Source organism: Anoxybacillus sp. UARK-01 (genome assembly GCF_002075365.1).
Classification (GTDB): Bacteria; Bacillota; Bacilli; order Bacillales; family Anoxybacillaceae; genus Anoxybacteroides; species Anoxybacteroides rupiense.
On record NZ_NASY01000057.1, the window covers coordinates 1 to 18,685 of the forward strand.

The 18,685-nt window shown below is 41.6% G+C and carries 17 protein-coding genes; 14 read left to right on the top strand and 3 right to left on the bottom strand.

Annotation, left to right across the window (positions count from 1 at the left end):
• The first annotated feature begins 201 nt into the window (after positions 1-201).
• Together bcaP and B6A27_RS17735 are read left to right on the top strand one after the other, a co-directional pair.
• Positions 202-1,617 carry a branched-chain amino acid transporter BcaP gene (gene bcaP / locus B6A27_RS17730; RefSeq protein ID WP_080862830.1) on the top strand — a complete coding sequence of 472 codons (1,416 nt, stop codon included), beginning with the start codon at positions 202-204 and terminating at the stop codon, positions 1,615-1,617.
• Positions 1,618-1,738: 121 nt separating this feature from the next.
• The gene (locus B6A27_RS17735) at positions 1,739-2,245 is read left to right on the top strand and encodes a ferritin (protein WP_044746739.1); all 507 of its coding nucleotides are present in this window, start codon (positions 1,739-1,741) and stop codon (positions 2,243-2,245) included.
• A 245-nt stretch (positions 2,246-2,490) separates the two neighbouring features.
• Here the strand turns inward: B6A27_RS17735 and B6A27_RS17740 are convergent, their stop codons facing one another.
• Positions 2,491-2,697, bottom strand: coding sequence for an alpha/beta-type small acid-soluble spore protein (locus B6A27_RS17740; protein ID WP_080862831.1), 207 nt, complete (start codon positions 2,695-2,697; stop codon positions 2,491-2,493).
• 305 nt (positions 2,698-3,002) lie between these two features.
• On the opposite strand from B6A27_RS17740, the gene B6A27_RS17745 reads away from it, so the two are divergent.
• The 7 genes from B6A27_RS17745 (at position 3,003) to B6A27_RS17780 (ending at position 12,698) form a co-directional block, all read left to right on the top strand.
• Complete coding sequence (locus B6A27_RS17745) at positions 3,003-4,019, top strand: LacI family DNA-binding transcriptional regulator (protein ID WP_066147676.1); 1,017 nt, start codon at positions 3,003-3,005, stop codon at positions 4,017-4,019.
• A gap of 155 nt (positions 4,020-4,174) precedes the next feature.
• Positions 4,175-6,277 (top strand): amylo-alpha-1,6-glucosidase, encoded by a 2,103-nt coding sequence (locus B6A27_RS17750; RefSeq protein ID WP_080862832.1) that lies wholly within the window; start codon positions 4,175-4,177, stop codon positions 6,275-6,277.
• Between the two features lie 60 nt (positions 6,278-6,337).
• Positions 6,338-7,609, top strand: a complete 1,272-nt coding sequence (locus tag B6A27_RS17755) for an ABC transporter substrate-binding protein (RefSeq protein WP_066146910.1) — start codon at positions 6,338-6,340, stop codon at positions 7,607-7,609.
• A 124-nt stretch (positions 7,610-7,733) separates the two neighbouring features.
• A complete protein-coding gene (locus B6A27_RS17760) occupies positions 7,734-8,621 on the top strand; it encodes a carbohydrate ABC transporter permease (protein ID WP_231734591.1) in 888 nt (295 codons plus the stop codon).
• Positions 8,622-8,635: 14 nt separating this feature from the next.
• Entirely contained in the window at positions 8,636-9,463 is an 828-nt protein-coding gene (locus tag B6A27_RS17765; RefSeq protein ID WP_044746734.1) for a carbohydrate ABC transporter permease, read from the top strand.
• 836 nt (positions 9,464-10,299) lie between these two features.
• Positions 10,300-11,562, top strand: coding sequence for a bacillibactin exporter BcbE (gene bcbE / locus B6A27_RS17775; RefSeq protein ID WP_044746732.1), 1,263 nt, complete (start codon positions 10,300-10,302; stop codon positions 11,560-11,562).
• The gene (locus B6A27_RS17780) at positions 11,562-12,698 is read left to right on the top strand and encodes a zinc-dependent alcohol dehydrogenase (RefSeq protein WP_080862859.1); all 1,137 of its coding nucleotides are present in this window, start codon (positions 11,562-11,564) and stop codon (positions 12,696-12,698) included. Before bcbE ends, B6A27_RS17780 begins: the two co-directional genes overlap by 1 nt.
• Positions 12,699-12,970: 272 nt before the next feature.
• Here B6A27_RS17780 and B6A27_RS17785 read toward each other — a convergent pair whose 3' ends face one another.
• Positions 12,971-13,315, bottom strand: coding sequence for a DUF3905 domain-containing protein (locus B6A27_RS17785; protein ID WP_044746731.1), 345 nt, complete (start codon positions 13,313-13,315; stop codon positions 12,971-12,973).
• A 95-nt stretch (positions 13,316-13,410) separates the two neighbouring features.
• On the opposite strand from B6A27_RS17785, the gene B6A27_RS19285 reads away from it, so the two are divergent.
• From B6A27_RS19285 to B6A27_RS18905, 3 genes are read left to right on the top strand one after another with little or no spacing between them, the layout of a single operon-like run.
• Complete coding sequence (locus B6A27_RS19285; protein WP_255357493.1) at positions 13,411-13,545, top strand: hypothetical protein; 135 nt, start codon at positions 13,411-13,413, stop codon at positions 13,543-13,545.
• 13 nt (positions 13,546-13,558) lie between these two features.
• Entirely contained in the window at positions 13,559-13,714 is a 156-nt protein-coding gene (locus B6A27_RS18900) for a hypothetical protein (RefSeq protein WP_197430996.1), read from the top strand.
• Complete coding sequence (locus tag B6A27_RS18905) at positions 13,711-13,848, top strand: hypothetical protein (RefSeq protein WP_201722584.1); 138 nt, start codon at positions 13,711-13,713, stop codon at positions 13,846-13,848. The genes B6A27_RS18900 and B6A27_RS18905 overlap by 4 nt, the downstream gene beginning before the upstream one ends.
• A 10-nt stretch (positions 13,849-13,858) precedes the next feature.
• Here the strand turns inward: B6A27_RS18905 and B6A27_RS17790 are convergent, their stop codons facing one another.
• Entirely contained in the window at positions 13,859-15,628 is a 1,770-nt protein-coding gene (locus B6A27_RS17790) for a B12-binding domain-containing radical SAM protein (RefSeq protein WP_080862833.1), read from the bottom strand.
• Between the two features lie 345 nt (positions 15,629-15,973).
• Here B6A27_RS17790 and B6A27_RS17795 point away from each other — a divergent pair, with 345 nt between their 5' ends.
• Together B6A27_RS17795 and B6A27_RS17800 are read left to right on the top strand one after the other, a co-directional pair.
• On the top strand, positions 15,974-18,211 hold the full coding sequence (locus B6A27_RS17795; RefSeq protein WP_139788172.1) for a PAS domain-containing sensor histidine kinase: 2,238 nt from the start codon (positions 15,974-15,976) through the stop codon (positions 18,209-18,211).
• The gene (locus tag B6A27_RS17800) at positions 18,186-18,683 is read left to right on the top strand and encodes a methylated-DNA--[protein]-cysteine S-methyltransferase (protein WP_080862835.1); all 498 of its coding nucleotides are present in this window, start codon (positions 18,186-18,188) and stop codon (positions 18,681-18,683) included. The genes B6A27_RS17795 and B6A27_RS17800 overlap by 26 nt, the downstream gene beginning before the upstream one ends.
• Positions 18,684-18,685: the final 2 nt, after the last annotated feature.

An 18,685-nucleotide genomic window follows, 5' to 3' on the forward strand; every position in this document is an offset into this window, starting at 1 on the left:
CTATTGAACAATAACAATAACACCTCAAAAGAATGTTTAGTAACAATAATAAGTTGGAAAATTCTAAATTTTTTGTCTTAATTCCAAAAATAATCTCACTCTTTTTTCATTTTTCAACTTTACAAAAAATATTGAATAGTATACAATGTTTCACGTGTACTTCTGCAAAATTCTACAGAAAACGACAAGGGGAGACAAACAATGAGTTTATTCAGAAAGAAATCGATTGATGTCCTTCTGAAAGAAGCAGGAGGGAAAGGGGCGTCCTTAAAAAAATCTTTAAGCGCCTTCGATTTAACGATGCTTGGAGTCGGAGCCATCATCGGCACAGGGATTTTCGTATTGACTGGGGTTGCAGCTGCTGAACACGCGGGTCCTGCACTTGTCATTTCCTTTATTCTTTCGGGTCTTGCTTGCGTATTTGCAGCTCTTTGTTATGCAGAGTTCGCCTCAACTGTTCCTGTATCGGGAAGTGCGTACACTTACAGTTATGCGGCCTTTGGTGAGTTGATTGCTTGGATTTTAGGTTGGGATCTCATTTTGGAATATGGGGTCGCTTCTTCAGCAGTAGCAGCTGGTTGGTCAGGGTATTTCCAAGGATTGCTTGCCGGTTTTGGAATTGAACTTCCGAAAGCGCTAACAAGCGCATACGATCCAGCAAAAGGGACCTTTATTGATTTGCCAGCGATTTTGATTGTTCTTTTAATTGTATTATTGCTCACACGCGGTGTGAAAGAGTCTGCTCGCTTTAATGCTGTTATGGTTATCATTAAAGTTGCCGTTGTTCTTTTATTCCTTGCTGTGGGTGCATGGTATGTTAAGCCAGATAACTGGACTCCATTTATGCCATATGGATTTTCAGGCGTAGCGACGGGTGCGGCAACTGTATTCTTTGCTTACATCGGTTTTGATGCGGTTTCAACAGCGGCGGAGGAAGTAAGAAATCCGCAGCGCGATATGCCGATCGGAATTATTGCTTCATTGCTAATATGTACGGCTTTATACATCGTTGTGTCACTCGTATTAACAGGTATTGTTCCTTATGACCAATTGAACGTGAAAAACCCAGTTGCCTTTGCGTTAAATTACATTCATCAAGATTGGGTAGCCGGTTTCATCTCACTTGGAGCGATTACTGGTATTACCACAGTATTGCTCGTTATGATGTATGGACAAACACGTTTGTTCTATGCGATTAGCCGTGACGGTTTGTTACCAAAAGTATTTTCACGTGTTAGCCAACAAAAACAAGTACCATATGTGAATACATGGTTGACAGGATTAATCGTTGCTTTCTTTGCAGGAGTAGTACCTTTAAATAAATTAGCAGAGCTAACAAACATCGGAACGCTTTTTGCTTTCATTACCGTTTCAATCGGAGTGCTCGTATTGCGTAGAACACAGCCTGATTTAAAACGTGCGTTTAAAACTCCATTAGTTCCTTGGATTCCGTTGTTGGCTGTTGCTTTCTGCGGATATTTAGTGCTTCAGCTTCCAGCCACTACATGGATTGGTTTTGGATCGTGGTTAATCATCGGTCTTGTTATTTATTTTGCATATGGCCGCAGACATAGCACATTGAACGGACCAGCTGAGGCAAATGAAAAAGTAAGCTAATGTTATGATGTTGGAAAGACCTTTGCTAAAAAACGCAAAGGTCTTTTTTTGAGCAAAGGTGCATTCCTTTTCTGTTTTTTGCTATAATGGACATACTATGAATGAAGCGGGGTGAAAACAGATGCTTAGTGAAGAGCTTTTGCAAGGGTTAAATGAGCAGATGAACTTTGAGTTCTTTTCTGCACATGCTTATATGGCGATGGCAGCATACTGTTCGTCAGAAAGCTTGGATGGATTTGCTCACTTCTTTCTTGTTCAAGCCGAGGAAGAGCGGTTCCATGCCATGAAATTTTACAACTTTATTAATGCGTTAGGCTTACGTGCAACGATAACAGGATTCGATTCGCCAAATAATGAGTTTGCCTCTGTGTTGGATTGCTTTGAAAAGGCGCTTGCTCATGAAAAAGAAGTGACGAAACGAATTTACCGCTTGTCGGATATCGCGTGGGATGAACGGGAGCATGCGACCATTAACTTTTTAAAATGGTTTATTGATGAGCAAGTGGAAGAAGAATCGATGTTTGATACGATGATTCAAAAACTTGTTCGCATTCAAAACGACGACAATGCCATGTTTATGCTCGATAGTGAGTTAGCGAAGCGGACATTTACCCCAGAACAACAGTAAACCAAAAGAGGCGATAGACAAAGTCAAAATGGACTTTGTCTATCGCCATTTTAAGCACCTATTTTTTGATTTTTTCATTTCAAAATGAAAACGTTTGGTTGTCAAGGACTGCAGCCAAGCGAAGATACGAATCGGAGCGAAAGCCGTTCGTGGGCGGACGGGCGAGGTCGGTGACGGGAAGTGTGTCTGAACAGACTGAGAGGCTATTCAAAAGGAATAGCCTCTTCATTTATAATCAGCCATTTTTATTCAGTTGGTTGGAAAGATCCAGCAAGTTGGCTTTGAGCCTGTGCTATTAAACGTTTTGTAATTTCTCCGCCGACAGAACCGTTTGCGCGAGATGCTGTGTCTGAGCCAAGCTGTACGCCAAATTCCTGAGCGATTTCATATTTTATCTGATCAAGTGCTTGTTCAATTCCAGGTACGAGTAGTTTGTTGCTGTTTCGAGCCATCTTTTTCTCCTCCTAATGTGATAAATGGTCTTGCAATGTTAGTATGTGGCGTGAGAAATAATTTATAATGGCAATTACAGAGGCAGCGGCAATTTTTTGGCAATGAGCCATTGTTCAATGACTCGGTTGATGCTTTGTATGTTCGTTTGAGCATTACGCCAATGGTGATACAAAGATGATGAGTCAAGGAGAGGAAGCAAAATTCAGATATTTTGTTTGCTTCGTTTATTTTTTTATTGCAATCCGTTAGAAGTTAAGATAAAATGCAATCAGAAAGCAATCCGAAACGTTTTGGAGGAAGAATGGTGACGACGATTAAAGATATTGCCAAAGCGGCCGGGGTTTCGATTACGACTGTCTCAAGAGCCCTGAACGGCTACTCTGACGTAAATGAAAAGACACGACAAAAAATTATTGAAATTGCTAAACAGCTCAACTACAGTCCGAATACGCTTGCCCGGGGTCTCGTGATGAATAAATCCAAAACGATTGGTTTGCTCGTTTCAGGATTGACGCGCGAAAGCGCAAAGGACAACTTTACATTTGAAATTTTATCAGGTGTCAATCAATACGTAAGCGAAGTAGATTATGATATGGTTTTATTCAGCACGACATCGACGAAGCAGCGCGAAAAAACGTATACGCAGCTTTGCCGCGAGCGGCGTGTAGACGGAGCGATTTTGCAAGGAATCCGCATTGATGATCCGTATTTGCAGGAAGTCGTAGAGAGCGACATTCCTTGCGTGCTTATTGATATTCCGATCGAATCGGAGACGGTTGGATATGTGACAACCGATAATGTTCTTGGGGCAAAAAAAGCCGTTCGCCATTTGCTTGCGCTCGGTCATCGCGACATTGCGATGATTAATGGCTATGAATACGCATTTGTTAGCGAACAAAGGCTGAGAGGATTTTGTGAAGCGTTGCTGGAAGCAGAAGTGCCTTTTCGCGAGCAGCTAGTGGCGGATGGAGCCTTCAAGGAAGAAAAAGCGGAGCAGGAAGCGTTGCGGCTATTGACTGGCTATCCGGAAATTACAGCGTTTTTTTGTGCAAGTGACTTAATGGCGCTGGGAGCCATGAAGGCGATTAAAAAACTTGGAAAGCGCATTCCTGAAGATGTAGCGGTAGTAGGATATGATGATATTATTTTGGCGTCCTATACGACCCCGCCGTTATCGACGGTGGCTCAAAATCAATTTGCGATGGGATATGAAGCAGCTAAGCTGTTGATTGAGATGCTGGAGGGAAAAGCAACCTCCCATATTAAAGTGTTAGAGACAGAATTAAAAGTACGCGAATCGACTTTTAAAAACCACGAGTAGGAGTGGTTTTTAAAAGGTGAAAATTGAAAACGTTTTGGAATAGGTTGCTTTTTTTTAGTTGATGATCCGAAACGTTTTGGAAACGAAAATCAAAACGTTTCGGATTTGGCGTATGGATCTCCAAAACGCTTTCAAGCAAGAGGAGGCATCAGTGAATGGAATATCGAGTGATTAAAGAGAATGAGCTATTTCTGTTAACGGATCAAAAAGGGAATATCCCAGAAAATCATCCGTACGGTCTAGGATTGTACATAAAAGATACTCGTTTTTTGAGCAAATGGGATTTGCGAATCAATGGCGAAGAGCCTGTGCTGCTTTCGTCCGATGCAGCGGAAAACTATGCAGCGACGATTCTGCTCACAAATCCGCATATGGAGAAAGGTGGAGAATTGATTTTATGGCGCGAGTCGATCGAAATAGAAAGGAAACGATTTATTTATGAAAATGTTCTTTATGAAGTCGTGAAATTAAAAAATTACTATCCAAAGCCAGTGACCTTCGATTTGAACATCCAGGTTGATGTTGATTTTGCTGACATGTTTCTAGTGCGCGGATTCCAAACAGGAAAAGTGGGGACACGTACAGGCCAAACAGTCGGAGAACGCTCGCTTATGTTCCACTATAAGGGGGAAGACGAGCTTACACGAACCACCAAAATTAGTTGGGATCGTCAAGAAAAGGCCGCTTTTGAGCATGGAGAAATCGCATTTCGTTTTTCTCTCCAGCCTGCGGCTGAAGAAACCGTAACATTTATTGTGCAGCCGCAAATCGGTCAAGAAGCGGCCAACGAGGTCCTTCATCCAGATGAGGCGCTGCGGCGCTTAAAGTGGTCTTATCAACAATGGCAGGAAAAAATTACAGAAATAGAGACCGATTACGAACCGCTGCAACGTCTTGTTCATCGTGGTATTAACGATGTGCGGGTGTTGTTGACCGATTTAGGATACGGACCGTTTCCGGTGGCAGGATTGCCTTGGTTCGGGGTTCCTTTTGGACGCGATAGTTTAATTGCGGCGCTACAGTTGCTTGCTTTTAATCCGGAAATTGCCAAAGGCACTCTTTTGACTATGGCTCATTATCAAGGAACAAAGCTTGATCCATGGCGTGATGAACAACCGGGAAAAATTATGCATGAGATTCGGTTTGGCGAGTTGGCCAACACCAATCAAATTCCGTTTACGCCGTATTATGGAACGATTGATGCCACCCCGTTATTTCTTGTGTTATTAACAGAATATGTGAAATGGACGGGAGATTTGGCCATTGTTGACCAATTAAAAGAAAATGTTGATGCTGCCCTCGCTTGGATCGATCAATACGGCGATCGCGATGGCGACTTGTTTGTTGAATATCATCAAGAATCAAGCAAAGGAATTGCCAACCAGGGATGGAAAGACTCCGGTGACTCTATTGTGCATCGCAACGGCGAATACGCAAAATCTCCTATTGCTCTCGCAGAAGTACAAGGATATGTTTATCAAGCGAAAAAAGGGCTTGCTGATATTTTTGAAAAATTGAATGAGGGAGAACGTGCCGAAAAACTTCGCCAACAGGCGAAGGCATTAAAAGACCAATTTGACGAGCAGTTTTGGATGGAGGATGTCGAGTTTTATGCTATTGCGTTAGATGAGCAGAAACGGCAGGTTGGCACCATTACTTCGAATCCGGGACACGTTTTGTTTGCCGATATGCTTAATCAAGATCGGGCAGACGCCGTCGTCCGCATGCTCCTGTCTCCGAAAATGTTTTCTGGTTACGGAATTCGCACAATGGGGAAAGGAGAAACGGGATATAATCCGATGAGCTACCATGATGGAAGCATCTGGCCTCATGATAACAGTATCATTTTACTCGGATTGAGCAAATTGGGGCGGCGAGACGCAGCAACATTGATTATGAGCGGACTCATTGAGGCGGCTGAACATTTTGAATATGATCGTTTGCCGGAATTGTTTTGCGGTTATGACAAGTCATTTGGCAAGCCTGTGAAATACCCCGTGGCTTGTTCGCCGCAAGCTTGGGCGGCAGGAACTCCGCTTGTCTTTATTCAAGCATTGCTTGGCTTGTTTCCAAATAGCTTAACAAAAGAAATTCGACTATCACCAACTTTGCTGGATTCGATGAATTTTTTAAAAATAAGCAATATGGCGATTGGCGATGGACAACTGTCCTTAACGGTTGTGCGGGAGCAAGGAAAAATGAACGTTCACGTTCATGAAAATACAACCGGCTACGATCTTGTTTTTGTTTCTACATAAGGAAGAGTCTTCTCTTCCTTGTATATATGATCATTTTATTTAAGAAAGGGGTTTTTAAACATGAAGGGGAAAAAATTAGCCACCATTGCGATGACTTCATTATTAGTTGGAAGCGCTTTATCAGGATGCAGCAGCGGCAATGAAAAGGCCGGAAGCGGCAAAGAAAGCACAAACAACAATGGGAAAGTGGAAGTAACGCTTGCTGGATGGGGAGGAAATCCGACAGAGCAAAAGCTGCTTCAGCAGACGCTAGATGAATTTGAAAAAACCCATCCAAATATTAAGGTGAAATATGAAGTGATTTCAGATCAATATATGGATGTGATTAAAACACGTCTTGTGGGTGGAGAAGGGCCGGATGTTTTTTATCTTGATGCTTTTGAAGCCCCTGCTTTAATTGAAACGGGAGTGCTAGAGCCACTTGATTCTTATGTAACCAATGATTTTGATATAAACGATTTTGAAAAGCCGTTGCTTGATGCGTTCAAAGGAAAGGATGGAAAAATTTATGGGTTTCCAAAAGGATATTCAACACTCGCCTTATTTTATAACAAAAAAATGCTAGATGAAGCTGGTGTGGAAGTACCACAAACATGGGATGAATTAAGGGAAGCTGCGAAAAAATTAACAAAGGGGAAGGACGTATATGGATTTGGAGTGATGCCGGAATTAGCTCGCCTTTACTACCTCGCAGAATCAAAAGGCGGAAAGGTAGTCACTGATAATAAAGCAAGCTTTGCCGATTCAAAAGTAGTGGAAGCGCTTCAACCAATTGTGGATATGCATCTTAAAGACCGGTCGACAGCAGAGCCTAAAGAAGTGGGAGCGAGTTCAGGCAGTGAAATGTTTGGACAAGGAAAAGCAGCAATGGTGATTGAAGGAAACTGGGCTATCCCATTTTTAGATGAAACCTTCCCGAACTTAGAGTACGGAACAGCTGAAGTGCCAACATTGGATGGAAAGAAAGCGACGATGGCATATACAGTAGCCTATGTTATGAACAAAGACGCGAAGAATAAAGAAGCAGCATGGGAATTACTTTCCTTTTTAACCGGAAAAGAAGGAATGAAAATATGGACAAGTAAAGGATTAGAGCTTCCATCACGCAAATCTGTCGCTGCTGAGCTTGGATTTGACAAAGATCCATTGCGCGCGCCAATAGTGGCAGGAGCTTCTTATGCAACCGTATGGCAAAACGGGACGAACCTGCCAATTATTATGAACAACTTTAATAACCAATTTGTCAGTGCATTTTTAGGCGACCGCTCTTTGAAAGAGGCTTTAAAAGAAGCTCAAGAAACCGCTAATAAAGAAATTAAAGGAAACGAATAAAGGAGGTAGCTGATAGAAGAACTTTCTTCTATCAGCTACCTGCGTTATATAAGATCGTGATAAAAAGAATAGCGTTTAGGGGAAAAGTCAACGGAATTTCCTTCATTTAAGGAGAGGAATGAATATGAGAAAAAAAGCGTGGCGAGAAGCGGGCGCCGCCTATGCCCTGCTTTCACCAACACTGTTTGTACTGCTGTTATTTATTATCGGCCCGATTTTGTTTATCGTTTTTCTCTCATTCCATAAAGTGCAGTTGCTTGGTGCCACTTCCTTTGAATTTGTCGGGATTGACAACTTTAAAAGAATGGGTGGGGATTTGCGTGCGAAAATTGCCCTATGGAATACCATTAAGTACGTCATCATTGTAGTGCCTTGTCAAACCGTGCTTGCTCTTATATTAGCAGCTACGTTAAACGCAGGGTTAAAAGGACAAAAGTGGTTTCGCATTATTTATTTTTTGCCGACACTAACTTCTTCGGCGGTTTTAACGCTCATTTTTATGTGGATGTATAATCAAAACGGCTTAATTAATCATGTGTTGGCAGCGATCGGGCTTCCAACCTACAATTGGCTTGGAGATCCGAAAGTGGCACTGAGCGCCATTATGGCGATGAATATTTGGTCGACCGCTCCGTATTTTATGGTCATTTATTTGGCAGCGCTGCAAGATATTCCTGATTCGCTTTATGAAGCAGCTGAGTTGGATGGAGCTAACGCTTTGCAAAAATTTTGGTATGTGACGGTGCCCTATTTGCGTCCGGTGACCTCGTTTGTCGTTATTATGGGACTTATTGGCACGTTTCAATTGTTCGATCAATCCTATATTTTTTCAGCGGGTTCAGGAGGTCCAGATAATTCGACACTCACCATTGTGCTTCTCATTTATCAATATGCGTTTAAAACATTAGGGACGATGGGATATGCTGCAGCGCTCGCCTTTATTTTAGCGCTCATTATTTTGATGGCGACATGGTTGCAGCGAAAATTTTCAAAAGAGGAGTCTCTTTACTAAAGGAGATGGGTGCGATGAAGAAAAAAATCGGGATAGCCAAAGGATTGTTATACATTATTCTTGTGCTTTATGCTGTAGCGACGATGCTTCCGTTTTTATGGGCGCTTTCTTCTTCGTTTAAAACACTTGAGGAAATTGTAAGTGGAACGGTTTCTTTTATTCCTAAACAGTTTACGCTTGAGAATTACCGGCAAATTTTTGTTGAACAGGAAATGTTTCCGCGATGGCTGCTTAACAGCGTGATTGTTGCGGCAGCCGTTACCGTTTTGAATTTGTTGTTTAATTCAATGGCGGGCTATGCGCTCGCGCGGTTGCGATTTCCGGGCAAAAAGCCTCTTTTTGTGATTATTTTAGCCGTATTAATGATTCCTGCACAGGTGACGCTGATTCCCAATTACCTTATCTTAAAGTGGTTTGGATGGCTCAACTCGTATCAAGGGATGATCGTACCGACGATGATGAATGCTACCTTTATTTTTATGATGCGCCAGTTTTTTATTAATTTCCCAAAAGAATTGGAAGAAGCGGCGGCATTGGACGGCCTTAGCCGGATTGGAACCTTTTTTCGGATCGTGCTTCCGTTAGCGAGGCCCGCTTTAGCGGCACAAGCCATTTTTGTGTTTATGGGGTCATGGAATGATTTTATGCGTCCGCTTATTATTCTTTCTGATCCAGCAATGTTTACCTTGCCGCTTGGCTTAAACAGCTTTAAAGGACAGTATATTAGCTATTGGAACTATATTATGTCAGCATCCATGGTGTTCACCTTGCCCGTGCTTCTCATTTATATCTTTTTTAATCGTTATTTCATCAAAGGAATATCATTCACAGGTGGAAAATAGCGCACACCATTGATTTTCCATTATTTTACTTAAAAAACAGAATGATATCGCTAAACTTCAACAGAAAAGCGAGGAATATTGGATAATTAACCCGCCTGAGCGCATAGATTGAAATGCTGATCTTAAGAAAGAAGAAATGTCATCGATGACGTGTATAGAAAGCTTCACAGATGTTCCATTCTATACATGTATCGAAAAATCTTCTTTAATAAGATCAGCTTTTTTGTTTTGAAAAAATTTACAGAATGTCATGATAATTGAAGGAGATGCTAAACGTGTATGAATCCATTTAGCGCGTAAAGGGGGAATAAAGGACGTACGAATGATGAAAGCTTTGAGAAAATCAACTTCTTCCTTTACTATAGCTTCACCATAGATGCCGTTTAGCATTGGTATGTATCTGGTGTTTTTCCGGCTATTGAATGATGAACTAACGAATCGCTGTACAGATCTATGAGTGGGGGCAGCCTTGTTTGGCTTTTTGTCATGCCTAGAACGGGGAAGGATCAACAGGATCGCCTTAGGGGCATCTATATCCATCATTAAGCTGGTACATTTCCTAAAAGGCAGGCTATAGAAAGAAATGCTTCTCATTGTTATTGTCCGCTGTTTTTATAACAGAACTACGAGGTTTTGCCACACAATAAGGATATTCACCATGAGAAAAGAAGTGGATAATCTTTGCTCCATCATGCTGAAAAGAGGTGGAGAGGATGACGGGAGTGCCTAAGTTTATATACAGCATTTCCAATCATCGAACTCGAACGAATAAAAATGCAAAAAACGCGTTCATATGAGCTAATCATTTATATATTAACGTAAGGTAGGAATGTTATATGGAATGGATAGAGCAGTTGTCTCAACAAGATAAAAATGTGAAAAGAGAAGGAGAAGAGTCAAAAGGAAAAAAACTGGCTATTATATCCTTGTCATCGATTCCCTTAGTCATGACATTAGGGAATTCGATGTTAATTCCTGTTTTGCCGACTATGGAGCGAGAATTGGCGATTTCATCCTTTCAATCAAGCATGATTATTACCGTGTACTCCATCGTGGCTATTATTTTAATACCGATTGCTGGATATTTAAGCGATCGTATTGGACGGAAGAAAGTCATCATTCCAAGTTTAATTTTAGCGGCGATTGGTGGCCTTGTTTCCGGGTGGGCCGCCTGGAAAATGGATCATTCGTATATGTTTATTTTAATCGGTCGAATGCTTCAAGGTGCAGGGGCAGCTGGAGCAGCTCCGATCGTTTTGCCCCTTGTTGGCGATCTGTATAAAAATGAAAGCGAAATGAGCAGCTGTTTAGGGACGATTGAGACAGCGAATACATTTGGGAAAGTATTGAGCCCGATATTAGGTGCTTTTCTTGCTGGGTTTAGTTGGTTTTTCCCTTTTTTTTCATTTCCGATTTTTTGTGCGATTTCTATTGCGCTTATGCTATTTTTTATTAAAACTCCGCGCAAGTCTCAAGAACCTATGCCGTTCAAACAATTTTTACATGAGATGAAAGGAATTTTTCAGAGGGAAGGGCGTTGGCTTTATGCCATTTTTATGATCGGCGGAATTTTAATGTTTGCTTTATTTGGCGTCTTATTCTTTTTATCGAGTATGCTTGAGAGCCGTCATCATATGGACGGGGTAAAAAAAGGATTTGCGCTTGCTTTGCCGCTTGGGGCGCTTTGCATCGCTTCATTTCTTACCGGAAAGAAAATTGAAAAGAACAAACTATTGATGAAGTGGCTTACCTTTGCTGGGGTATCGCTCCTAGCCATCGCTACATTTTTATTAAGTTTTTTTGAAAATATTTGGCTTCAATTGACCATTTTCTTTTTAAGCGGCATTGGGATTGGTGTTGCCTTACCTTGTCTAGATGCGCTCATTACCGAAGGAATTGAGAAAAAAGAACGAGGAACCATCACTTCGATTTATAGCTCGATGCGCTTTATCGGCGTGGCTTCAGGCCCGCCAGTCGTTGCCCTATTAATGAAGAAATCAACGGATATGATGTTTTACGTATTAGCTGGTTTATGCGTGCTGGCCAGTGTGGTGATTGTGGCAGGAATAAAACCATCAAAGAAAGGAGAAAACGCATGATGCAAGCGGTTACTTATCAAGGCATTAAAAACGTACAAGTGAAAAATGTACCTGATCCGTCTATTGTCAAGGATGATGATATGATCGTACGAATTACAAGCACGGCTATTTGCGGCTCTGATCTGCATCTTATCCATGGAATGATTCCGAATATGGCGCATGATTTTGTCATCGGTCATGAACCGATGGGCATTGTAGAGGAAGTCGGTCCAGGAGTAACGAAGGTAAAAAAAGGGGATCGAGTCATTGTGCCATTTACGATTGCCTGCGGCCAATGCTGGTATTGCCGTCATGGATTAGAAAGCCAATGCGATACATCGAATCAACATGGAGATGCTGGCGCTTATTTTGGCTATTCTGAAACGTTCGGCGGTTACGCAGGGGGACAAGCGGAATATTTGCGCGTTCCATTCGCTAATTTTACCTCTTTTGTTGTCCCGCAAGATTGTGAACTTGAGGATGAAAAGCTGTTATTTTTATCCGATATTATTCCTACAGCCTTTTGGGGTGTTGATGAAGCCGGAGTAAAGGACGGGGATACGGTAGTTGTTCTCGGCTGCGGCCCTGTCGGACTGTTGACGCAAAAATTTGCTTGGCTAAAAGGAGCCAAACGAGTGATTGCGGTTGATTACATCGGCTATCGATTGGAGCATGCACGAAATGTGAATCGGGTGGAGACCATTAATTTTACTGAATATGAAAATGTGGGAGAATATATAAGAGAAATCACAGGCGGCGGAGCGGATATCGTGATTGACTGTGTCGGTTTAGATGGCAAAAAGACGGCGCTTGAGATGGTTGAATCTGCATTAAAGCTGCAAGGGGGAGCGATGGGAGCCATTGTCATTGCTACACAAGCGGTTCGCAAAGGCGGCACCATTCAGCTAGTAGGGGTCTATGGCTCGCGCTATAATCAGTTTCCGCTTGGGGATTTATTTGCCCGCAATGTTACTTTAAAGATGGGACAAGCACCTGTGATTCACTATCTTCCGACTTTATATCAGTGGATTGTGGAAGAAAAATTCGACCCTACCGACATTATTACCCACCGCTTGCCTTTAAAGGATGCGGCGCACGCGTATGAAATTTTTGATGAAAAGAAGGATGGCTGCATTAAAGTCGTACTCAAACCATGATGACTAAAATAAAAAAGGATCTCCAAGCAATAGAGGAGATCCTTTTTACATGATCCACCGACAAGTCTCCGACCTCTTAACGGAGTGGAGGTGGGTGTTGGCAAGCACTTTTCTTGGTTCGCATTCGGCTTCGTTCCTTGCCTCATAAGGGAAAATGGCAATGAATTCACGATCTTTAAAATGGGAGTAGACAAAGTCTATTTTAACTTTGTCTACCACTTAGAAAGATCTCCAATCAATGATAAGGAGCTCCTACTTAATTAAAGAAAAGGTCAATCTTGTCCATAGCTTGTGTCAATGCTTGGATGCATGAACGGAACGGATTGCGGCCGCTTTTTTGCTTCCAGTAGCTCGCGGTTTTCCGGTGTATTCCAACCGATATCATTGGTTGGATGCACCCATTCCTCTCCGGACATGACGCTTGGATCCACTTCATCGCTCCATTGATTCAATGGAGAATGAGGGGAATTGTATTTGCTGTCGCCGATAATGACTCCATATTGATTCACAAATGGCGGTTTCATTTGAATGCCTGTTCCTTTAAAAGAAGGGGCATGAATTTGATGAGGAAGCGTTTCATCTAAAATGGGTGATTCTAATTTGCTGTCTTTGTCCATATTTTTCACCTCTATTATAGTTTGAACCCGTCGCAAAATATTATGAATAAAACAAACAGCTTTTACGAAAAGTAAAGAAAAAAAGGGGATGTGTCATGAACAATACTGCCTTTCCAGTAGCCCATTTGCGGGACGATTCATTGAAGAAATTACAGCAGCTTGAAAAATCGCTGCGGGAGGAAACAGGAGAAGAGATTGTCCTTATTGCATACAAGCATAAGAAAAAATAATGGAGGCCTAAGGATGAAACGAAAAGTCAAGGAAAATGCAGCCAAAAACAATAACAAAACCCCAACGGAAAGCTTGCCCGAATCGGAAGGTATTGCGCAATACGCAAGCGATGAACCGATGATTCGCGGGGCTAACCGCAATTCGAAAAAAGGAATGCAAGGCGAATGAACAAGAAAAACCAAGAACATAGCCGTATGGACAATCGCAATCAAGAGGAGTTTGCCTTTGAAACAGGAGATTTCAATGCACAGCAAATACTGGCGCTAATGGCAGAAATGAAGAAGTCGAAAAAGAAAAAGTAGGGAAAGTTCCCTACTTTTTTAATGTCGATGAAAATAATGACAATGGAGCGGAGAAAATCCTCGTTTGCAGCTGAATTGGGTCAAAATAAGCAATCATCACGGTCGGAGTGTAATGGATTTCTTTTGTTTCCAAGTAATGTCCAATATCGATTGAAACCAATTCCATAATCGTATGCTTAAATAAATCTTTTTCGTCTAAATGGAGAGACATAAAAGCTTCTCCTAAAATGGACGGCTGTTCAAGAAGAGGGCGATAAAGAGCAGCGCGCCGTTCTTTGTCTGTTTTTTCCTCCCACCAAGGCTTCCGCGGCTTATGCTTCTGGTTGCGCAAATAATCATACTTCATCAATGCTTCAACCACCGAAAGATCTTCACAGGCTTTTTCCTGCAAAAATTGATGAAGACGACGGAATAAATCTTCGAGCTGATGGCCGATGCGTCCCCAGCCTTGTTCATCCCAATAGGTCCCAAACTCTTGAAAGAAATCAAAAGGTGTAGAAAACGTATGGGTGACTAAGTATTCGATTGTTTCATCCATCCGATGGGCATTCCAATATTTTTCTAATACATCTTCTACTTGCTTGATGCGGATGATTTCAGCAAATGACAAAACATGATTTTTTAATACTTCATATGGTGCGTGATCCATAAATACATATCCGTATTCAGCAGCGCGCAGGCGCAATCCGGTGCCGCGCAGCATTTTTAAAAATCCTAACTGCAGCTCTTCTGGACGAAGCGCAAACACATCATTAAATGTATTTCGGAAGGAGGTGTAATCTTCCTCAGGCAATCCAGCGATTAAATCGAGATGCTGGGCAATTTTTCCTCCCTCTTTTACCATCGTTACTGTGCGAGTGAGCTTGGCGAAATTTTGTTTTCTCATCACGAGCTTATTTACTTCGTCATTGGTTGACTGAACGCCGATTTCAAATCGAAAAAGACCCGGCGGCGCATGTTGATTTAAAAACTCAATGACTTCTGGGCGCATAATGTCAGCTGTAATTTCAAATTGAAACACGGTTCCGGGAACATGCTCCTCAATAAGAAATTGAAACATGTCCATCGCATAGCTGCGGCTTATATTAAAGGTCCGATCGACAAATTTAATCGTGCGCGCCCCATGCTTCATTAAATAGCGAATATCTTCTTTCACTTTTTCCTTGTCAAAATAGCGAACACCTACTTCAATGGACGATAAACAAAACTGACAGCTGAATGGACAGCCTCTGCTTGTCTCAATATAAGTAATGCGCTTGGATAAATGCGGAATGTCCTCCGGAAAACGGAAAGGAGAAGGCATTTCCGCTAAACGGATTTTGTTTCGTTGAGGATTGATGACGATTCGTCCTTCTTGACGAAAGGCGAGTCCGTGTACCTGATTAAAATTGCGCTCTCCATTCATTTGCGCCAGAAATTGTTTAAACGTTTCTTCCCCTTCCCCGATGACGATAAAATCAAATTCGGGAACGGTTTCGAGCCACTCGCGGACATCATACGATACTTCAGGTCCGCCGACGACAATCGTAATGGTAGGATCAATTTTTTTCAGCATTTTCACGACTTTAATGGTTTCTTCAATATTCCAAATATAACAGCTAAAACCGATAATATCCGGTTTTTTTCGATAAAGATCTGTCACAATATTCATCGCCGGATCTTTAATGGTATATTCCGCAAGCTGGATGGTAAACTCTGGTTCAGCATATGCTTTTAAGTAGCGAATCGCTAAATTTGTATGGATATACTTAGCATTTAATGTCGCACAGATGATATTCATAGGCAAAAACTCCTTTATTCACAACATTCTAAGCAATGCTTACAGCTTAGCCTATCGCGACTGTTCATTAATCAATAAGAATTTCAATAGATCAGCGTTTAAGTCTCAAAACAACACTCTAATATACCACAGTTTTGTCAAAAGATAAATGAAAAAAACAAAAGCAGCATATATTGGTGATAAAAGAAAAAAGCAAATATCAGCGCAACTTGACAGTTAAAAACAAAATATCCCTTTTATTGAATATTAATAGGAATTTTTTCGAAAACAATGGAAGGAGTACCCTTTTTTATAGCGAATATAATTGAATATTATGCCGTTATGGGAGAAGGAGAGGTGCTAATGGTGAATAACAGCCTTTCTCATCGGGAAGAAGAAGATTTAATGATTAACGTCAGGTCGTTAGAAGAAGAAAATAGACGCCTGAGAGAACAGCTATGCGGATATTCCATTATTTTTGAAAGATCACTAGATGCGATCGTGATTTTTAATAAAAACGGTGAGTTTGTAGAGGTGAATGAGGCAGCGTGTCAGCTGTTTGAAATGGACAAGGGAGAACTGGTGGGGAAATCGTTTACCTTGTTTCTTGATTTGGTTCCCCCAGACATTTTAGCATTTCAGCAATCCATGTTACATAAGTTTGGCTCCTTTAGCGATGAATTGCTGATTAAGCTAGCGAACGGGAAGATCAAGCACATTGAATTTTCGATGAAAAAAGATGCATTCAACCACTTTGATTTAGCCATTATGCGTGATATTTCGGCGCGAAAAGCGCTGGAACGAGAACGAATCATCAACGAGTTTTTATTTAAGGATGTATTTAATCGCGCAGTAGACAGCATTATCATTTTCGATGAATTCGGGCGGTTTATTGATGTAAACCCCGCTTTTTGCATGAGCTTAAATTTAGAAAAAGCCAAGCTGCTGAATTTGTCCTTCCAGCAATTCGTTGCACCAGAATGCAAAGACGATTTTGTTCAGCTTTTAGTTGAACTAAAAGAAAAAGGAACGGCGAAGGGAGAACTGTCGTTTATCCGGTTTGACGGAACGGTCAAAATGTTTGAATTAACCATGACATCAAATGTATATAGCGGATTTTATATGGCGATTATGCGCGATGTCACGGAAAAGAAAAATATGGAGATTAAGCTCCAAAAAAGCGAAGAGCGATTCCGTGCGATGTTTGAACAAGCGCATGAGGCGATTTTAATTTGGAATGACTATGGACACATTGTCAATGCCAATCCTGCTGCAAGCCGAACGTTCGAGCTGCCGCTCAATTTGCTCACAAGAAGAAATTTGCTTGATTTTATTGACTATCGCGACGAAAAGGCACACCATGTGTTTGAGCTTTTCCGAAAAACGGGCGAAATTCGTGATGAACTAACCTTTCATATGCCGAATGGAGAGGATAAGCAGCTTGAGTTTACGATGAAGCAGGGAGTTATTGACGGCTTCCATTTGGCTATTTTCCGCAACGTCACCGAAAGACGCAAAATGGAAAAAGAACTGCAGGAGAGCGAACAAAAATTTCGCAGCATTTTTGATCACTCGATGAATGGCATTCTGCTTTGGGGAGAGGGGTATCGTATTTTGGATGCGAACCCAATCGCTTGCGAAATTTTTCAAGCAACAAAGCAGCAATTAATTCATGAGCCGTTTGTCCACTGGGTCCCGGAAAAAGAGCAGAAGGTGTTTTATAAATTGATTAAGCAGTGCGAGCAATTTGGCAAAGCTTATGCGGAAATGACGCTGTTAACAAATAAGGGAGAGCAACGAACAGTTGAAATTTCATTAAAAAGGGAAATTATTCCTAATGTTGGTATGATGATGCTGCGGGATGTGACTGAGAGAAAAGAACTGGAGTGGCAGCTTCGTAAATCAGATACGCTTAATGTGGTGGGTGAGCTGGCAGCAGGAATTGCTCATGAGATTCGTAATCCGATGACAGCATTAAAAGGATTTATTCAGTTGTTGCAAGGCAGCATTAGCGAAGATTACTCCATGTACTTTGATGTGATTATGTCTGAGTTAAAGAGAATTGAGTCCATTATTACCGAGTTTCTTGTGCTCGCAAAACCGCAAGCCATTCAATACCAGCAAAATGATGTTTGCAAAATTATGAAAGATACAATTGATTTAATTAGCGCTCAGGCGATGATGCATAATGTGCAAATTATCCCTGACTTTGCCGAAGATTTGCCGTATATTTACTGCGAGCCGAATCAGCTTAAGCAAGTATTTATCAATATCTTAAAAAATGCCATTGAAGTGATGCCAAAAGGCGGAGAAATACAGGTGGGCATTCAAAGAGTGGATCGCCAATCGATTCGCGTTTCCGTCAAGGATCAAGGCTGCGGTATTCCTCAGGACAAAATAAAAAAGCTGGGTGAACCGTTTTATACGACTAAAGAACGTGGAACTGGACTCGGGCTGATGGTTAGCTATAAAATTATTGAGGAGCATCAAGGAAAAATTGATGTGGAAAGCGAAGTGGGGACAGGCACGACTTTCCATATTACGTTGCCGATTGAAAGAACAGAAAAAGAGGGAGATCATGAAGCTAGAATACAATGTTTATAGCTCCAAAGAGCTAGGAGATTTGTATATTGTTTCAGACGGGGAAGCCATTGTGAAAATCGAGCTATTTGCTGACGACTGGGAAGAATTGAGCAGCAACTATGAAATGGTGAAAAGTGATTCTGAGTTGCTGCAAACGGCACTTGAACAAATGGATGAATATTTCCGAGGAAAGCGGAAAAGATTTCAGCTTCCATTGAAATGGAAGGGTACACCGTTTCAAGAAAAGGTATGGCAAGCGCTTTGCGAGATTCCATATGGCGAAACGGTAAGCTATAGCGAGATTGCTGAGAAAATTGGAAATCCGAAAGCGGTAAGGGCGGTCGGCCAGGCGAACCGTTCTAATGAGCTTGCCATTGTGGTTCCGTGTCACCGCGTCATTGGCAAGAATCGCTCATTAACCGGCTATGCGGGAAGTCGAACAGATATAAAAGAAAAGCTGTTAAACTTAGAGCAAAGCTATGCTAGAGAATAAAA

Coding starts and splice junctions, on each gene's coding strand:
- B6A27_RS17760 (WP_231734591.1), top strand. CDS start 7,734: ATGAGAAAAAAAGCGTGGCGAGAAGCGGGCGCCGCCTATGCCCTGCTT.
- B6A27_RS17735 (WP_044746739.1), top strand. CDS start 1,739: ATGCTTAGTGAAGAGCTTTTGCAAGGGTTAAATGAGCAGATGAACTTT.
- bcaP (WP_080862830.1), top strand. CDS start 202: ATGAGTTTATTCAGAAAGAAATCGATTGATGTCCTTCTGAAAGAAGCA.
- B6A27_RS17790 (WP_080862833.1), bottom strand. CDS start 15,628: ATGAATATCATCTGTGCGACATTAAATGCTAAGTATATCCATACAAAT.
- B6A27_RS17740 (WP_080862831.1), bottom strand. CDS start 2,697: ATGGCTCGAAACAGCAACAAACTACTCGTACCTGGAATTGAACAAGCA.
- B6A27_RS18905 (WP_201722584.1), top strand. CDS start 13,711: ATGAACAAGAAAAACCAAGAACATAGCCGTATGGACAATCGCAATCAA.
- bcbE (WP_044746732.1), top strand. CDS start 10,300: ATGGAATGGATAGAGCAGTTGTCTCAACAAGATAAAAATGTGAAAAGA.
- B6A27_RS18900 (WP_197430996.1), top strand. CDS start 13,559: ATGAAACGAAAAGTCAAGGAAAATGCAGCCAAAAACAATAACAAAACC.
- B6A27_RS17750 (WP_080862832.1), top strand. CDS start 4,175: ATGGAATATCGAGTGATTAAAGAGAATGAGCTATTTCTGTTAACGGAT.
- B6A27_RS17780 (WP_080862859.1), top strand. CDS start 11,562: ATGCAAGCGGTTACTTATCAAGGCATTAAAAACGTACAAGTGAAAAAT.
- B6A27_RS17800 (WP_080862835.1), top strand. CDS start 18,186: ATGAAGCTAGAATACAATGTTTATAGCTCCAAAGAGCTAGGAGATTTG.
- B6A27_RS17785 (WP_044746731.1), bottom strand. CDS start 13,315: ATGGACAAAGACAGCAAATTAGAATCACCCATTTTAGATGAAACGCTT.
- B6A27_RS17765 (WP_044746734.1), top strand. CDS start 8,636: ATGAAGAAAAAAATCGGGATAGCCAAAGGATTGTTATACATTATTCTT.
- B6A27_RS17755 (WP_066146910.1), top strand. CDS start 6,338: ATGAAGGGGAAAAAATTAGCCACCATTGCGATGACTTCATTATTAGTT.
- B6A27_RS19285 (WP_255357493.1), top strand. CDS start 13,411: ATGAACAATACTGCCTTTCCAGTAGCCCATTTGCGGGACGATTCATTG.